Source organism: uncultured Marixanthomonas sp. (assembly GCF_963974425.1).
In the GTDB taxonomy this organism is placed as follows: Bacteria; Bacteroidota; Bacteroidia; order Flavobacteriales; family Flavobacteriaceae; genus Marixanthomonas.
Map to the genome: position 1 here is coordinate 1 of NZ_CAXBCK010000016.1, position 16,118 is coordinate 16,118.

Genomic DNA, 16,118 nt, shown 5'->3' on the forward strand with positions numbered 1-16,118 from the left:
GGTTTTATGTATAGTTTCGATTTAAGTGAACGCTACATTTTAAACAAAGGGCGTCCTTCCATCAACGTATTTACTTTTTTAGCAACCTCTTTTAGTGTGTCTTCGTTTTCAAAGTTGTTAATTACTTCATCTATCAATTCAACCACTTTATGCATATCTTCTTCTACCAAACCGCGGGTAGTGATCGCAGGAGTTCCAATACGAATACCACTTGTTACAAATGGCGATTTATCATCAAATGGCACCATATTTTTATTTACGGTAATATCGGCTTTAGTCAATGCTTCTTCAGCATCTTTTCCGGATAGGTTTTTGTTCCGAAGATCGATTAACATCATATGGTTATCGGTTCCGTTACTAATTATTTTATAACCTTTATCTACAAAAGCTTGTGCCATGACGGCTGCATTCTTTTTCACCTGAACCATATAGTGTAAAAATTCATCGGTCAATGCTTCACCAAAGGCGACAGCTTTTGCGGCAATAATATGTTCTAACGGACCTCCTTGGTTCCCAGGGAAAATCCCACTATTTAATAGCGTAGACATTTTTTTAAGTTTACCACTTTTCAGCTTTTGCCCAAAAGGATTTTCAAAATCTTTACCCATCAATATCATCCCGCCTCTTGGTCCGCGCAACGTTTTATGGGTGGTAGTGGTACAAATATGACAATGTGGAACAGGGTCGCTTATAATTCCTTTCGCAATTAATCCAGCGGGGTGTGCCATATCGGCCACTAAAATAGCATCCACTTTATCTGCTATTTCACGAAAACGTTTGTAATCAATTTCACGAGAATAAGCGGAAGCACCCGCAATAATCATTTTTGGTTTTTCAGCTATAGCCATTTTTTCAACCTCATCATAATCAATTAATCCCGTTTCTTCATCTACTCCATAAAAAACAGGATTGTATAATTTACCCGAAAAATTCACTGGGCTTCCGTGTGTTAAGTGCCCACCGTGAGAAAGGTCAAAACCTAAAAAGGTGTCACCCGGTTTCATACATGTGGCGAAAACCGCTGTATTGGCTTGCGATCCACTATGCGGTTGAACGTTTACATATTCGGCATTAAACAATGTTTTTGCGCGATCTATAGCCAATTGCTCTACTTTATCTACTACTTCACAACCGCCATAATAGCGTTTTCCCGGATATCCTTCGGCATATTTATTGGTTAATATGGAACCTGCTGCTTCTAATACTTGGTCGCTCACGAAGTTTTCAGAAGCGATTAGTTCCAATCCATTTAATTGCCGTTTTTTTTCGGCTTCTATTAAGTCAAATATTTCGGTGTCTCTTGTCATATCTATTTCAGTAAAAAACCTATTCAGTTACAATAGGTGTCATGATTTTTATACTAATTCAACTAAGGGTATCGATTGATTTTGTGGTGTTTCCGTTAAGGAAATTATAAAAAACCCAATCGAGAAAGCAAAAATACAAAATGGTTGTGGTTAGTCCTTCAGAAATTATATATTTGATTACAATTTTTACAAACTACAAAAAAACGAATATGCCTTTACAAGCTAACGATCCAACTTATACATCTTGGCTGGAAGTACCGAAAAACAGCGACTTCCCTATCCAAAACATCCCTTTTGGGGTATTTTTAACCCGCGACGATGTTATTACTATTGGTACCCGAATAGGCGATACCGCAATAGACCTAGGCGCTTTACATCAACTTGGCTATTTTGAAGGAATAGACCTTACCGATGATATTTTTCTACAAGACAGCTTAAACGACTTTATAGCCGACGGTCGAAAGACTTGGCGCTTGGTTCGAAACCGTATCTCTGAAATATTTAGAGAAGGAAGCCGCACCGAACTTCGTGATAACGAGGAACACCGTGAAAAGATATTATTCAGCATGGATGAAGTAGAAATGCAATTACCTGTTGATGTAGGTGATTATACCGACTTTTATGCGAGCAAGGAACACGCTACCAATGTAGGTACTTTATTTCGTGGACCAGAAAATGCTTTAATGCCTAACTGGCTTCGCATCCCTATTGGTTACCACGGAAGAAGCTCGTCTATAATTCCTTCTGGTACTCCCGTTAAAAGACCAATTGGCCAACAGAAGCCTGGTGATGATGGTATTCCTGGGTTTGGACCTTCAAAATTGGTAGATTTTGAGCTAGAAATGGCTTTTATCACTACAGCAGCAAACGACTTAGGAAAACGAATTTCGGTTGAAGATGCCGAAGAATATATTTTCGGTCTTGTTATGTTTAACGATTGGAGTGCTCGTGATATTCAAGCTTGGGAATATGTGCCGCTAGGCCCATTCTTAGGAAAGAGTTTTGCCTCTACCATTTCGCCTTGGATAGTAACATTAGATGCCTTAGAAGGTTTCCGTACAGATGGTCCAGATCAAGAGCCTGAACCACTCACCTACTTAAAGCAAGATGGTAAAAAGAATTTTGACATCAATTTACAAGCCATTATTCAGCCAGAAGGTGGTAAAGAAAATGTTGTTGCCAATAGTAACTTTAAATATATGTATTGGTCTATGTCGCAACAATTGGCACACCATACCGTAAATGGCTGTAATGTGCGAAGTGGTGATATGATGGGTAGCGGAACCATTTCTGGCCCTACAAAAGATAGCTACGGATCAATGCTAGAATTAACTTGGAAAGGTCAAAATCCATTAAAAATGGATGATGGTACCGAACGTAAGTTTATAAACGATAACGATACAGTAATTCTTAGAGGTTTCTGTGAAAATGACAAAGTGCGAATAGGCTTTGGAGATTGCAGCGGAAAAATACTTCCGGCAGACCCATTTTAAAGTTTGGCATTACAATTGTATTTTAGCTCTCATAACCAAATTAAAAAATTATGAGAGCTTTTTTATTTTCAATAGTAGCGCTACTTATTTTTTCATCTTGTAGCAGTGTAAAGCGAAATCAAAAATTTATAGCTGAGGGCGATTACGATCGCGCTATAGACCTTGCTGTTAAAAAACTTCAGAAAGATAAATATGTCGAAAAAAACGACGAGCATATTATTCTTTTAGAAGAAGCTTATAAAAAAGCTGTTTCAGAAGATACAAGACGAATCAATTTTCTGAAGAAAAGCAACGAGAGCAATAAATCTCGATCTATTTATCTCCTGTACAAAAAACTGGAAGATCGTCAGTTTCTAGTGCGGCCTCTACTTCCTTTATATAGTAAAACCCTTGGTAGAAACGCCGATTTTAAATTTAAAGATTACAGCAGCCAGATTATTACCGCCAAGCAAAACTACGTGGCAGATCTTTATAATGAAGCTGTCCGTTTAAAAAACAGGAATACGGTTGAAGACTATAGGGATTCCTATTATTTACTTTGTGATATTCACGACCTACAGCCCAATTATAAAGATGTAAACACATTATTGGACGACACTCGATTTTTGGGAACCGATTTTGTAATGGTATCCTTAAACAATCGTACGAACCAAGTAATACCTTTTCGATTAGAAAGAGAACTGCTAGATTTTAACACCTATGGTTTAAACAATTTTTGGACTGAGTTTCACAGCAAACCTGAAAACGGAATTGAATATACCCACGCCATCGATTTAAATTTACGGAATATTGCCATTTCACCAGAGCGTATATCAGAAACTGAAGAACGCCGTTCGCAACGTATTAAAGATGGGTGGGAATATAAAAAAGACCGAAATGGTAATTATGTTTTGGATCGTGAAGGCAACAAAATTAAGGTGGATGTCTATAAAAATGTTACGGCTATTGTGAACATAACAACCCAAGAAAAAGCAGTGCAAGTAGCAGGTGAGGTTATTTATAAAGATTTGCTGAACAACCGAAACCTTAATAACTATCCCCTTGCTTCAGAGTTTGTTTTTGAAAATACATTTGCTTCCTATCGTGGCGATAAGCAAGCATTATCTCAAAATGATTGGATATGGGTTCAAAACCGGTTTGTCCATTTTCCTACTAACGAACAAATGGTATTCGACGCTGGGGAAGATATGAAGGAAAGGTTAAAAGAAATTTTAAAAAGAAACTTTTAATTAGCAACTGTTTTTTTAAAATTCACAAAAAGAAAATCTTAATACCCGATTAATTTCTCACGAATAATAGAATCTTTTTGAGCAGGTGACCAATTATAGTTTCCTTCATAAATACCATCAGTTTGCCAAGCACCATACATAGGGTTTGGAAGTACAATAAATGTATTTCCAAATTTCTGTTTTATGCTATCAGCTAATGTATTTCGCGTTTTGGTAGGTTGATTATCAAAAAATAGCTGAAAAGTCAGAAAGATTATCACCTAAATACATAACCACTTCGTAGTTTTTGTACACCTTTTGGCGGCGCGTTTCTTTATCAACTCCTTTTTCCTTCAAAAAAATATGATCGGCATCGGCATTGGGAAAGCCCAGTTTTTTTAGGTTATTCAAAGTCGTTTCTTGCTGAACATCATGACGATCTGAAATGTAAAACACAGCAACACCATTAGCACTGGCGTAGTTTAAAAAATCTAAAGAACCAGGTACAGAAGTTGCCTCTTCAAGATTTCCCCAAGCTACCCAAGAATCACGGCTGTACGGCTTTCCTTCTTTAGCTTGTGTTGCTTGGTACGGACTGTTGTCTAAAACCGTTTCGTCAATATCTGTAATAATCGCCAAAGGTTTTCCAGAAGCTGACTTATTAGCTATCTCTTCTTTAAGTTGAAGGGTAGCCGAATTAAATGCTTGGAAACATAAAGCTTTATATTCTGCCGCGCTTTGTTGCCAGAGTATCCCTTGCAATTGGTAACTTTCAACATTTGTTTGCTGTGCACTTCCTGAAACATTCTCTGCTTGTGGTAGGTTTTTACACGACGATAAGCTAAATAGTATAAGTGATAAACGTATAAAATACGTAGAACGCATATATATCATATTTTCAATTAAATAAAACGCTCTAAATGTTCAGCATCAATCCCTTGGTGTGAATCATGATGAACTACTTCGCCATCCTTTAAAACAATCATTTGCGGACTTTCATGCTGTACTTTAAAACGATTTGCAATTTCGCCTGAAATATCTCGGTTTTGTAATAAGTCAAGGAAATACAATTTCAGTTGGTCATCAGAAAGGTCATAGTTTTTCTCAAACTGTTTTAACACCATTCGGCTAATACCACAACGAGTGCTGTGCTTAAAAACAGCCACAGGCTTATTTTTAGATTCTTCTATAATTTCTTCTAGCTGTTCCATAGTAGAAAGCACATGCCAAGGTGTTTCAACTATCTCTTCTTTTGCTATATCTCGTTCTGTTTTCTTGAACATATCTAAAAATCCCATATTCTATATTTTAAAGCAAGCCTTATTCATGTTATGAATCTAACTTGCTAAGTTGATTCTATTCTTTTATTAATTTCTTACTAACATACTTCCCATCAATTTTCATTTGAATTAAATACGTTCCTGTACTTAATTCAGATATATCAATTTCCTTATTAATATATGTATAATTTTCTTTAATTAAGCGTCCGCTTACATCGAATATTGATAAGTTTTCAATTTGATACGGTGTTTTGAAATTTATATAATGTGAAGTTGGGTTTGGATAGATTGAAACTAGGGATGGTTTCTGAGGTGAGTTTATTCCTAGATTAAAATCATATCGAAACAACTGGAGCATATCACCATAATAAATATGTTCATCATAGATAAAAGGATATAATTCACGATCTAATAAAGGAATGCGATTTAAAGTGTTAGTATTCACGTAATATAGCCAACTTACCTTTTCAAAATAATTATTTTTAGGAGCTTGTATAAATAAATTGTTTTCATTGATTTTATATATATTACAAGCGTCTCTTGAAGGAGCAAAAATAAACGGCTCCTCTGGGTTAGAATCTAATTCTATAGCTTCAGAAGTAGAATAATCAGACAAATCTAATGACATAATAGATGTACCACCCCCTTCAGAATTAGAAGCTGTAAACAATAAAGCATTATTGTTAAGGTAAAAATTAGATGGAAAAAAATAACGACTTCCAAAATTGTTATAAATCATTTGTGTGCCAGACGCTGTGCCGTCAGCTTCCCATATTGATAATTGAAGATCCTCTACAGAATAATATACATAATACAACTTATTATTAGCTTCAATTACGTCACCAAAGTTTAAAAAATAATCTGGTGCGTCATGTCCCAACTCACTTACAATTTCTGTATTTTCAAGTGTTCCGTCTGTTACGTGTAGATAATACCTACTAACAAAATATAATTTGTTATTATATTCAATATATTGTGAAGGGCTAATATTTCCTCCATTAGAACCATTCCCATTTATTTCATCAGTTATAGGAAAGGTTCCATTTTCAGTACCATTACTTCTCCATACCCTAGGATAATTAGAACCTTCGGTTTGAAATGTAAATATAAATGTATCATTGCAAGTTCCCTGATATGTCACATCATTCCAAAAAGGTATGTTATCTTTAACTAAAGTAGTTCCTGAAGTGGTTCCATTAGTTTTCCATAATTGCATTACCCGTTCTTCAACGGTAACAAGAAAAAATAAAGTGTTCCCGACTGTGGTGAGCTTTTCGGTTCTACCGTCAATAAAATCTGTAACTTTAGTAGTTCCTGACTCCGTTCCATCGGTTTTCCAAATTTCACCATTAGAGGCTCCCTCTGTTGCAATAAAATACAACTCGTCATTTAATATAGTATGGTTTTGAGCTAAACTTAGTTGGTTTGGAATGCCATACTCATTACCAGGGTTTATGTCTTTAAGTAAACTTACATTACCCGGTGTGCCATCACTAAACCAAATTTCACGACCGTATCCATCACTACTTCCCTCAAAAAAAAGAAGGTTGTTATATTCAATTATATCGCTTGGATGACTATTCTCAACTTCATCATAGGTAAAATTAGAAATTTGTATCTGGGCACTTATGCGTATTACAGTTAAAAAACTGATTATAAACAGTAGTTTGATTTTCATTCAATTATTATTTTGTTTCTGGAAGTAAGACTCACAGAGTAGTTTTATAAAATTGTAAATATTTTTCGGCGAATATACATAAAAATAAAAGTCATATTGAATGCTTTTATGAAGCATACAATATAGCAACTTGTTTTCCGAAAACCATGTTGAAAACAAAAATAAACAAGTCATAATGTCTGTTAAATCTTACTTTTAAGCAGACATTTTGTCTTAATTTTAAAGTGGCTCATATTTTGAAATAGGATATTTGAATTTAATTAAAAAAACTCTTTGAAGCAGTTAGCTTCAGAAAACAATATATAAAAATGAACTTTAATAATTTTACAATAAAAAGTCAAGAGGCCATACAGCAAGCGCAGCAAATAGCGCAAGGGTTTGGCCATCAACAAATAGAAAACGAACACATTCTCAAAGCAATTTTTGAAGTAGATGAGAACGTAACCCCTTTTATTTTAAAGAAACTGAATGTAAACCTTACTTTGCTTCAGCAAGTTCTGAATAAACAACTGGAAAGTTTTTCAAAAGTAGAAGGTGGAGATATTATGCTTTCTCGTGAAGCAGGAAAAACTGTCAACGAAGCCAGTATCATAGCCAAGAAAATGAACGATGAATATGTTTCTATCGAGCATTTGCTATTAGCAATTTTAAAGTCAAAAAGCGGTATTGCTCAAAGCTTAAAAGACCAAGGGGTAACCGAAAAAGGACTAAAAGCCGCTGTTGAAGAATTACGTAAAGGAGATCGTGTAACTTCTCAAAGTGCTGAAGACACTTATAACTCTTTGAACAAATACGCTCGCAACCTCAACCAGTTAGCAAAAGATGGAAAACTAGACCCCGTAATTGGTCGCGATGAAGAAATTAGAAGAATACTTCAAATTTTATCACGCCGAACCAAAAACAACCCGATGTTGGTAGGTGAACCAGGTACTGGTAAAACGGCAATCGCGGAAGGGTTAGCACACCGTATTGTAGATGGTGATGTCCCTGAAAACCTTAAGAGTAAACAAATTTTCTCTCTAGATATGGGTGCCTTAATTGCAGGTGCAAAGTTTAAAGGAGAGTTTGAAGAGCGCCTAAAGGCTGTTATTAAAGAAGTAACCACTAGTGATGGAGACATTGTTCTATTTATCGACGAGATTCATACACTAGTTGGAGCCGGTGGTGGACAAGGAGCCATGGATGCCGCTAATATTCTAAAACCAGCATTAGCCCGTGGTGAACTTCGTGCTATTGGAGCAACAACCTTAGATGAATACCAAAAGTATTTTGAAAAGGATAAAGCCTTGGAGCGTCGTTTCCAGAAAGTGGTTGTAGATGAGCCAGACACTGAAAGTGCTATTTCTATTCTTCGAGGGATTAAAGAAAAATACGAAACACACCATAAAGTCCGAATTAAAGACGAGGCTATTATAGCCGCCGTAGAACTTTCTGAACGGTACATTACCAATAGATTTTTACCAGATAAGGCAATCGACCTTATGGATGAAGCTGCTTCTAAAATTAGGATGGAGATCAATTCCAAACCAGAGGAGTTGGATGTTCTGGATAGAAAAATCATGCAATTGGAAATTGAAATTGAAGCGATTAAGCGTGAAAAAGACGAAACAAAACTAAAGACACTTCGAGCAGATTTAGCTAATCTAAAAGAAGAACGGAACGAGCTTAACGCTAAATGGCAAAGTGAAAAAGAAGTAGTTGACAATGTTCAGAACCTTAAAAAGGAAATTGAAGATTTAAAACTAGAGGCCGAGCGAGCAGAGCGCGAAGGTGATTTCGGAAAAGTAGCAGAATTACGCTACGGAAAAATTAAAGACGCTCAAGAAGCTTTAACTAAATTAGAGAATGAGCTCGCTGAAAACCAAAGCGCTAGTTCTTTAATTAAAGAAGAAGTAACAAACGACGATATTGCCGAAGTAGTAGCTAAGTGGACAGGCATTCCTGTTACGAAAATGCTACAAAGCGAACGTGAAAAATTGTTGAAACTAGAAGACCAACTACACAAACGCGTGGTGGGTCAAGAAGAAGCAATTGTTGCCGTTAGTGATGCTATTAGACGAAGCCGGGCTGGGTTACAAGATGAGAAAAAGCCAATTGGTTCATTCTTATTTTTAGGTACAACCGGCGTTGGTAAAACTGAATTAGCAAAAGCATTGGCAGAATACCTGTTTGATGATGAAAATGCTATGACACGTATCGATATGAGCGAATACCAAGAACGCCACAGTGTAAGTCGTTTGGTGGGAGCCCCTCCAGGATATGTTGGATATGATGAAGGCGGTCAATTAACCGAAGCTGTTAGACGTAAACCATATTCTGTAGTACTACTTGATGAGATTGAAAAAGCACATCCCGATACATTCAATATTTTATTGCAAGTATTGGATGAAGGTAGATTAACAGACAACAAAGGCCGTGTTGCAGATTTTAAAAACACGATAATCATTATGACGAGTAATATGGGAAGCCATATTATTCAGGAGAAGTTTGAAGCTGTAAAAGATCCAGACACAGCAATGGAAGGCGCTAAAGTAGAAGTATTAGGATTATTAAAACAACAGGTTCGCCCTGAGTTTTTAAACCGAATTGATGATATTATTATGTTTACGCCATTAACGCGAACTGACATCAAAGAGATTGTTGGATTACAACTGAAAGGAGTTTCTAAAATGTTAGCAAAACAGAATGTTACTATTGATGCTACGGAAGAAGCCATTACATACTTAGCCGAAAAAGGATTTGATCCACAGTTTGGAGCAAGACCTGTAAAAAGAGTGATTCAGAGGGAAGTTTTAAATGAACTTTCTAAAGAAATTCTTTCAGGAAAAGTAACAACAGACAGTATAATTTTGATTGACAGTTTTGAAGACGGACTCGTTTTCAGAAATCAAACAGATCTAGTTGAAGATAACTGAACTGGGTTGGAGCTTGCCTAATTTCTGAATTATTTCAGAAGTAAAAAGCTTCGTTTCATAATTGGTTAGTTAGTTGAAACACCCCGGAAAAAGTTTTCGGGGTGTTTTTTTTTAATTAGCATTATAATAATAAAACAAAACCTGTTTCAGTGCTCTTTAAACACCCATCTTACATCGCTTGAAAGTGACGGTTGTACGGTATATTTTTTTGCTTTATAATAAGGAACGTTGCCCACTAATTGATTTTCTTTTATTTCAGTTTTTACATAATTCCATCCTTGGCTGAAGGATAGGTCATAGACATCAATAACATCTATTTGTTTGGTTGTTTCAGCATTATCGGTTGCTTCAATGTTTCTTTTACAGACCGCATAGGCACCTGACTCGGCTTCAGCAAACCAAAGCTGTAATCGATACCCAGGATGTCCATGGTATTTACCAAATGGCGAGTTGTTATATACCTGTTGCTTAGAGGTTGCTAAACTGAGCAACCCTATTTCGTTTTCGTTTTTCCTTATACTGAAAAAAGCAGAAATCAACCCAGTATCTGGTACTTTGTAATCTGTTTGAACAGTAGATGCAGTTCCTTCACATTTGAAATATTTAGAAATTGACCTATCTAAATTTACCGAGGCAGGTAACTTAAAATTGAACGATCCATCTGCATGTACCTTCCCTACTTTAATTTCTTGCTTATTATTTCTTTTATACGGCTGTGTGACCAAAAAAATAGTTGCATCGCCATGCTTCCAAGCTTTAAACTTTTTTTGATTGGTATGGGTAATACTATATTTTTGTAAATGTGCATCAGATTGGCTCGCTGTATTAGATTCATCAGCAGTTTGCTTTTCACTTTTACTTTTTAAAACACTCTTTTTTGTTACAAGAGGAATAATTCCTTTAGTAACAGGAGCATCTTCATTATATGAATCTTTGCAGCCTGCAATGCACAATACGATAACTAATATTTTTAAAACTTTCATTATTCACAAATTTTATTGTTTAACATTTTTGGAAACCTACTGTTTCCTATTTGTTCAAAACAATATTTGCGAAGCGTATAAACCGGGGAGCTATCACAATTGTTTTTATATGCTTTTAAACCATTCTTCAAATTTTTTACCGAAAAATGGCAGTGGCTTTTTATTCTCATTCATAGCATTTACTAATCCCATAATCCACATATAGATAAGCAATAACGTTCCTAAAACACTCACTATCCAACCTAATATTGGAATAAGGCCAACGACTCCCATAGCAAGTCCAGCAGCAGCTAAGCCAATGGATTGGCGAATGTGATAGGCACCAAATTCTGTTTTCTTCTCATTATTCATCACATACGCGATAATAAGACCAATAATGGTGAGATATGAGATGACTGCTATGGTCTTACCGTCATTGGCATCTACTGTTTCTTCTGTGCTTGTTGCTGTTTTTGTTTGTGTGTTTTCCATAATTGTATTATTGTTTAAAGTTTAAAATGATAACACGCCCTGCTTTGTTAACCTCTAGGTTATAAACAGGCTCCTCTTCCTGTTTACAACACCTTTTTAAGTCCCTTACACTTTTTGAGTAGCAGGGTATGCTATCGTTTATCCATATTTAATTTAGTTAGCGTTTATTCATTTTAATTAAAGCCCTAAGCTTATCCATTTGTCTATTACAAAAGATTTTTTCTCTACTTCTTGATAATGTATGGTAATAGTGATGGGCTTCGTGTTATCACCTTCTTTTACCAAAAACTCGTTTGGCTTATTGTTTACCTTCGTTTCTTCAATAGCAGTTTTAAGGGCTTCGGTTATTGGTTCAATACGAGTAATTGCCACTGGCGACTTACTCTCGGGAATGCTATAAAAAAAATATTTGACTCCGTCTTGGGTTGTCATACTACTAGTATCGGTAAGAGAAATTTCTATCCCGAGCAATTCTACTGAAGGTTTATTCACCAATGAATTAATGGTAATCGTTGTCGATTTTTCAGCCTCCCCTGCAACTAAGGTATAACCCACTTTCATTTTTACATGTACTTTGCTAGCTTTTGGTGAGGGAACTACCATTAGTGATTTGATACTCGCTTTAAACCCGATAGTATCATACATTTTTTTCCATTGGTCTGGTTGAATAAATGCTTCTGTGCGTGTTGAAAACCGATAGTGTCCTTCCTTTGCAAGACGTTCTGTTTCTTCTTTATAGGCTTTTATTGCCTTTTCGTGCGCTTTTATCAAGTCCTTGCCTGTATCATCCTTTAGTTCAAGTAATTCAGTATTTTTAGGATCTATAGCCGAAAAATTTTCTGTCTGCACCCAAAAATCAACTTCAAACTTATTATCTGAAAACGTCTCACCAGGGATTTCCTTTTCCACTTCCAATCGAACGGTTTCCACTTTTTGAGAATATAGTTGGATGCTAAACAAGCTTATTACTACTAAGATTATATATGTATTTTTTATATTCATTTTTTAAAGTTTAATCACAAGGAAGGTTTTCGCGCATATCAGCTATTTGAGAGCCTCTTTTTGCCATAAATTCCGGAGAAAGGAAATACACAATTTCATCAATGAAACTTTTATGGTATTTTTTCTTCGCAATTTTTTCTTCAGCTTCTGTTGTAAAATCATAGTCCTCTGATTCAAAGGAATAGGGGTTACCAAATTCTAAATTACCATATCGTATTTTTTTTAAAGCTTCATCAATTATTTTTCGATCTATTGAATCACCATCCTTATGAATTTCAAAAATTGCTTCAGCATAAAATACTTTATCGCTATTAAACTCATCAGGACAAAACATCTTAGTCCCTGCAGAAAACATTAATAAAGATTGATACCCTAATAGATCTTTTTTCTTTTTACAGTCACCTTCTGCTTCGATTTGCTGTTGTATTCGAACCAGTTTCTCAACATGATTTCCAATTATTTTGAGACAATTAGCTTCAACTGTTTCAGCGTCATATTGATTTAATGTCTCAGTATATTCAGAAAATTCTGCGAATTTATACATAGCCTCTAAATCAAATCCTTCACTTTTTGAATTCTCTTTATTTGAAGAAGTTTCTTTTTCTGTATCTGTGGCATCGCCCCGTTCTTTTTTGGCGTCTTGAACAATATCGAAGACACTTATTTGTGCGTATGATGTAGTCGACATACTAAAGAAAAACAGTACCAGTGTTATATAGAGTGTTTTCATGATTTATTTGGTTTGAACAAGTATTACATTCCCCTATAATCTGCTTTATTTATAGTGAAAGGTGCTTTTTTAAGCGCTGTACATATCATATGTACATTATCTTTTTTGCGTTTGCTAGAGGTGTATTCCATTTCCATCATTAAAGAGTTTTTACTAAACGGAATGGGACTGGAGCTCATGCTTTTCTGCATTTTTTCAAGATTAGCGAACATACCTACAAAGCTTACAGGTGCCTCGTCCGTAATGTAAATTTTGCTGGTGCCTTCATCTTGTTTTACTAAATATCCTTTGCAGTTGTACCCTAAAATAGTCTTGTTTGGTAAAGGTGTTATATTAGCCGTATTAGCGGCATTGTTTTCACCCTTTTGTGTTTTTTCTATCATTTCTTGCATTTTTTCTTCTAAAGGCATGCGCATTTTCATTGCCATTTTTTGACCGTTATTATCCATAAAGGTGACCATAGCTTGATTTTCTAAGTCATAAACCATCACAGCATTGGAGTTTTCGTTTGGCATAGCGTTGCCGAAATAACTGGCGTTTGGTTCTATAAAATATTGCAGTGTCATTTCATCATTTTTCTTGTTAGTAGAGGTAAGTTTCATATCCATTACATACTGAAATTTGTAGGTATCAGGAATCCCTTCCATACCACCACCGAAAATGGACATTGCTCTTTTTTCTGCTTTTGCTTTTTCTTCTTTAGTAAGCTCTTTTGATTTGGTTTCTTCCTCATTTGTTTTACCATCACCTTTAATTACACCATCAATAGTCTTATCGGTTTCTTTAGATACTTCACGATCCGTTTTATTTAGCACAGTCCGTTCCACGGCATTTTCTGCACGATTTTTAAGTTTTTTGAAAAATTGTGCATTGGAGGTATCACAAATTGCTATGGCAAAAAATAGGGTAAGGAGAATTTTAATGGGTTTCATAATTCAAGTTTTTAAGGGTTACTTTATTTTGATATTTAAAACTACTGCTACCTTATTATTCGGAATATAAACTATGTTACAAAATGTTGCACGTATGTAACAAGCACCACAAAAGACTAATTTAAAGTGTTTTATAACTAAAAAATGTAAACATTGGTTGCAATAGAATTACATCTTGTTACAAAACTAGAAAGGTTGTCGATAATTTGCGAAGGGTTAAAACTTGAATTTTTACGGGAGATTCCACCCTTTTTATTACAGGAAAAATAGATGGTAAATTGTTGAATTTTTATACTTATTAAAAAAATAGTATAAAAAAATCCGCCTATATTAATATAAGCGGATTTTCAATTTTTTAAGAGTGAAGACTATTTTACCAGCTATCAATCTCTTTTTTTATGTCTTCTTTTGCTTTCCCTGTCTTTTCTTGAATTTTCCCAACCATCTCATCATACTTTCCTTCAGAGAATGCTTCTTCATCTTCCATTTCAACGCCATACTTTTGTTTCACGTTTCCTTTAATCTGGTTCCATTTTCCTTTAATCTGATCTGTGTTCATAATAATTTATTTTTTTTGTTAATACTATAAAGGTAGCTTGAAGGAGTGGTGTTTTTTTATAATAGACTTATAAAGTTTATAAACACTTCGTTATTTTATTGCCAAAGTTTCTTAAAAAGTGTTATTTTACTTTGTTAGTATTGAGTCTCAAGATGTGAGATTTTAAAGAAATAAAAAATGAAAAAGCTATTTGCACTTTGTATTCTATCTGTTTTACTGTTTTCTTGTGTTGACAGGAAACAGCCAAAACCAAATATTGACATTCCAGATATTACCACCTATTATTTAATACGTCACGCTGAAAAAGACCGAAGCAACCCAGACAATAAAAATCCAGACCTTAACGAAAAAGGAATTATTCGTGCTGCTATATGGAGCAAGGTGTTTCAGGAGGTAAAATTTGATGAAATTTATTCAACCGACTATAAACGCACCCAACAAACAGTTTCAGCTATATCATTACAGAGCGATGTGAAATTAACCCCTTATTCACCCGACCACCTGTATAGTGACGATTTTAAAATGCGAACACAGGGTAAAACAGTTTTAGTAGTCGGACACAGTAATACGACACCTCAATTTGTAAATAAAATCATTGGGGAAGACCGCTATCCAGATATGGATGATAATGACAATGGCACCTTATACATAGTAACAGTAGTTGATGATAAAACAAAAGTGCAAGTGCTTGTTATTGATTAAGCAGTTTTACCTCTATATTTTCATTTTCAATTTTGGAAAGCAATGGTAGTTTATCGGCCTCAAAAAGATCATCAAGCTCTGATAAGGGCGTATTTAAATCTTCAGCTTTATAGTTCTTATAATCTACAAAACGTATTCCTTCAATAACGCGAGGATTATAAGCTTCGCGAAAACGAATGCCACCTTCATTAACAATATAGCTGTACGCTAAATAATCTACTGTAAAGTTTTTTTGGTGTATCCAATACATAAACTCATCGTCGTGATCGGTGCCGCCACCTTCTTTAGTAAAGGTCACTTTTACTTCATAATAGGGCACGCCTTGTATGGTATCTTTTCCTATTAATTGTTTTTGAACTGCTGGAGCATTTAATCCATACGGCAATTGTGCAAAATAATGAACCGAATTCACACTATTACTTAATTTTAAAGCTGTTGTATCGGCCAACTCTAAAACGATATCATTTACGGAGCGGATAAATCCTTCGTTGCTCAGTTCATCTCTAATTAGACCGGTAGAATCGTTTGTTATTCTCTCAAATGTGTAAGCACCTCCCAAGCGTTTGCTTTTGTAAGCTTTATCTCTAAAAGAGAACGATACTTCAGCGTGATCGCAATTTCCGTCGCAAGCCTTCTCAATGGCTTTATCTATAATGGTTTGAGCTGTTATATTCTCTTCGGAATTAGTTACATCGTTTGTTTCAGTTTTTGAATCTTTACAAGATACTATCGTGATGAGCAGTAAAAGAAAGGCTAATTTTTTCATCGGGCTATTTTAATATCAAAAGTACGCAATCGTATTTAAAACTTATGATACTTTTAAAAGGTTACTAGTGTTAAACTTATTATTTTTGTTTT

General features: G+C 35.1%; 16 protein-coding genes. 4 read left to right on the forward strand and 12 right to left on the reverse strand.

Annotated elements, in window-relative coordinates; translation table 11 throughout:
• Nucleotides 1–32: 32 nt before the first annotated feature.
• Nucleotides 33–1,307: a serine hydroxymethyltransferase gene (gene glyA, locus AACZ92_RS06110; RefSeq protein WP_339698420.1), complete on the reverse strand. Its 1,275-nt coding sequence runs from the start codon at nucleotides 1,305–1,307 to the stop codon at nucleotides 33–35.
• A gap of 209 nt (nucleotides 1,308–1,516) precedes the next feature.
• Here glyA and fahA point away from each other — a divergent pair, with 209 nt between their 5' ends.
• Nucleotides 1,517–2,800 (forward strand): fumarylacetoacetase, encoded by a 1,284-nt coding sequence (fahA, locus tag AACZ92_RS06115; protein WP_339698422.1) that lies wholly within the window; start codon nucleotides 1,517–1,519, stop codon nucleotides 2,798–2,800.
• A gap of 50 nt (nucleotides 2,801–2,850) precedes the next feature.
• The gene (locus AACZ92_RS06120; protein ID WP_339698424.1) at nucleotides 2,851–4,029 is read left to right on the forward strand and encodes a hypothetical protein; all 1,179 of its coding nucleotides are present in this window, start codon (nucleotides 2,851–2,853) and stop codon (nucleotides 4,027–4,029) included.
• 38 nt (nucleotides 4,030–4,067) lie between these two features.
• Here AACZ92_RS06120 and AACZ92_RS06125 read toward each other — a convergent pair whose 3' ends face one another.
• Genes AACZ92_RS06125 through AACZ92_RS06140 form a run of 4 tightly spaced genes read right to left on the reverse strand, consistent with a single transcriptional unit; the run spans nucleotide 4,068 to nucleotide 6,966 of the window.
• The gene (locus AACZ92_RS06125) at nucleotides 4,068–4,289 is read right to left on the reverse strand and encodes a hypothetical protein (protein ID WP_339698426.1); all 222 of its coding nucleotides are present in this window, start codon (nucleotides 4,287–4,289) and stop codon (nucleotides 4,068–4,070) included.
• Complete coding sequence (locus AACZ92_RS06130; RefSeq protein WP_339698428.1) at nucleotides 4,255–4,893, reverse strand: 5'-nucleotidase, lipoprotein e(P4) family; 639 nt, start codon at nucleotides 4,891–4,893, stop codon at nucleotides 4,255–4,257. Before AACZ92_RS06130 ends, AACZ92_RS06125 begins: the two co-directional genes overlap by 35 nt.
• A 17-nt stretch (nucleotides 4,894–4,910) precedes the next feature.
• Nucleotides 4,911–5,306, reverse strand: coding sequence for a bacillithiol system redox-active protein YtxJ (gene ytxJ, locus AACZ92_RS06135; protein WP_339698431.1), 396 nt, complete (start codon nucleotides 5,304–5,306; stop codon nucleotides 4,911–4,913).
• A 58-nt stretch (nucleotides 5,307–5,364) separates the two neighbouring features.
• Nucleotides 5,365–6,966: a T9SS type A sorting domain-containing protein gene (locus tag AACZ92_RS06140; protein ID WP_339698434.1), complete on the reverse strand. Its 1,602-nt coding sequence runs from the start codon at nucleotides 6,964–6,966 to the stop codon at nucleotides 5,365–5,367.
• Between the two features lie 308 nt (nucleotides 6,967–7,274).
• Between AACZ92_RS06140 and clpB the strand changes: the two genes are divergently transcribed.
• The gene (gene clpB / locus AACZ92_RS06145; protein WP_339698437.1) at nucleotides 7,275–9,881 is read left to right on the forward strand and encodes an ATP-dependent chaperone ClpB; all 2,607 of its coding nucleotides are present in this window, start codon (nucleotides 7,275–7,277) and stop codon (nucleotides 9,879–9,881) included.
• 146 nt (nucleotides 9,882–10,027) lie between these two features.
• On the opposite strand, the gene AACZ92_RS06150 is transcribed toward clpB, so the two are convergent.
• The 6 genes from AACZ92_RS06150 to AACZ92_RS06175 form a co-directional block, all read right to left on the reverse strand.
• Entirely contained in the window at nucleotides 10,028–10,864 is an 837-nt protein-coding gene (locus tag AACZ92_RS06150; RefSeq protein WP_339698440.1) for a hypothetical protein, read from the reverse strand.
• Between the two features lie 105 nt (nucleotides 10,865–10,969).
• Entirely contained in the window at nucleotides 10,970–11,335 is a 366-nt protein-coding gene (locus tag AACZ92_RS06155) for a hypothetical protein (protein ID WP_339698443.1), read from the reverse strand.
• A gap of 177 nt (nucleotides 11,336–11,512) precedes the next feature.
• Nucleotides 11,513–12,337: a hypothetical protein gene (locus tag AACZ92_RS06160; protein WP_339698446.1), complete on the reverse strand. Its 825-nt coding sequence runs from the start codon at nucleotides 12,335–12,337 to the stop codon at nucleotides 11,513–11,515.
• Between the two features lie 10 nt (nucleotides 12,338–12,347).
• Entirely contained in the window at nucleotides 12,348–13,067 is a 720-nt protein-coding gene (locus AACZ92_RS06165; RefSeq protein WP_339698449.1) for a hypothetical protein, read from the reverse strand.
• A gap of 23 nt (nucleotides 13,068–13,090) precedes the next feature.
• Complete coding sequence (locus tag AACZ92_RS06170) at nucleotides 13,091–13,999, reverse strand: DUF4412 domain-containing protein (protein ID WP_339698452.1); 909 nt, start codon at nucleotides 13,997–13,999, stop codon at nucleotides 13,091–13,093.
• 373 nt (nucleotides 14,000–14,372) lie between these two features.
• Nucleotides 14,373–14,558 carry a CsbD family protein gene (locus AACZ92_RS06175; protein WP_339698455.1) on the reverse strand — a complete coding sequence of 62 codons (186 nt, stop codon included), beginning with the start codon at nucleotides 14,556–14,558 and terminating at the stop codon, nucleotides 14,373–14,375.
• 177 nt (nucleotides 14,559–14,735) lie between these two features.
• Here AACZ92_RS06175 and AACZ92_RS06180 point away from each other — a divergent pair, with 177 nt between their 5' ends.
• Entirely contained in the window at nucleotides 14,736–15,260 is a 525-nt protein-coding gene (locus tag AACZ92_RS06180; RefSeq protein ID WP_339698458.1) for a phosphoglycerate mutase family protein, read from the forward strand.
• Here AACZ92_RS06180 and AACZ92_RS06185 read toward each other — a convergent pair.
• Nucleotides 15,250–16,026: a DUF6503 family protein gene (locus tag AACZ92_RS06185; protein ID WP_339698460.1), complete on the reverse strand. Its 777-nt coding sequence runs from the start codon at nucleotides 16,024–16,026 to the stop codon at nucleotides 15,250–15,252. The two genes, AACZ92_RS06180 and AACZ92_RS06185, sit on opposite strands and share 11 nt — an antisense overlap.
• Nucleotides 16,027–16,118 lie beyond the last annotated feature (92 nt).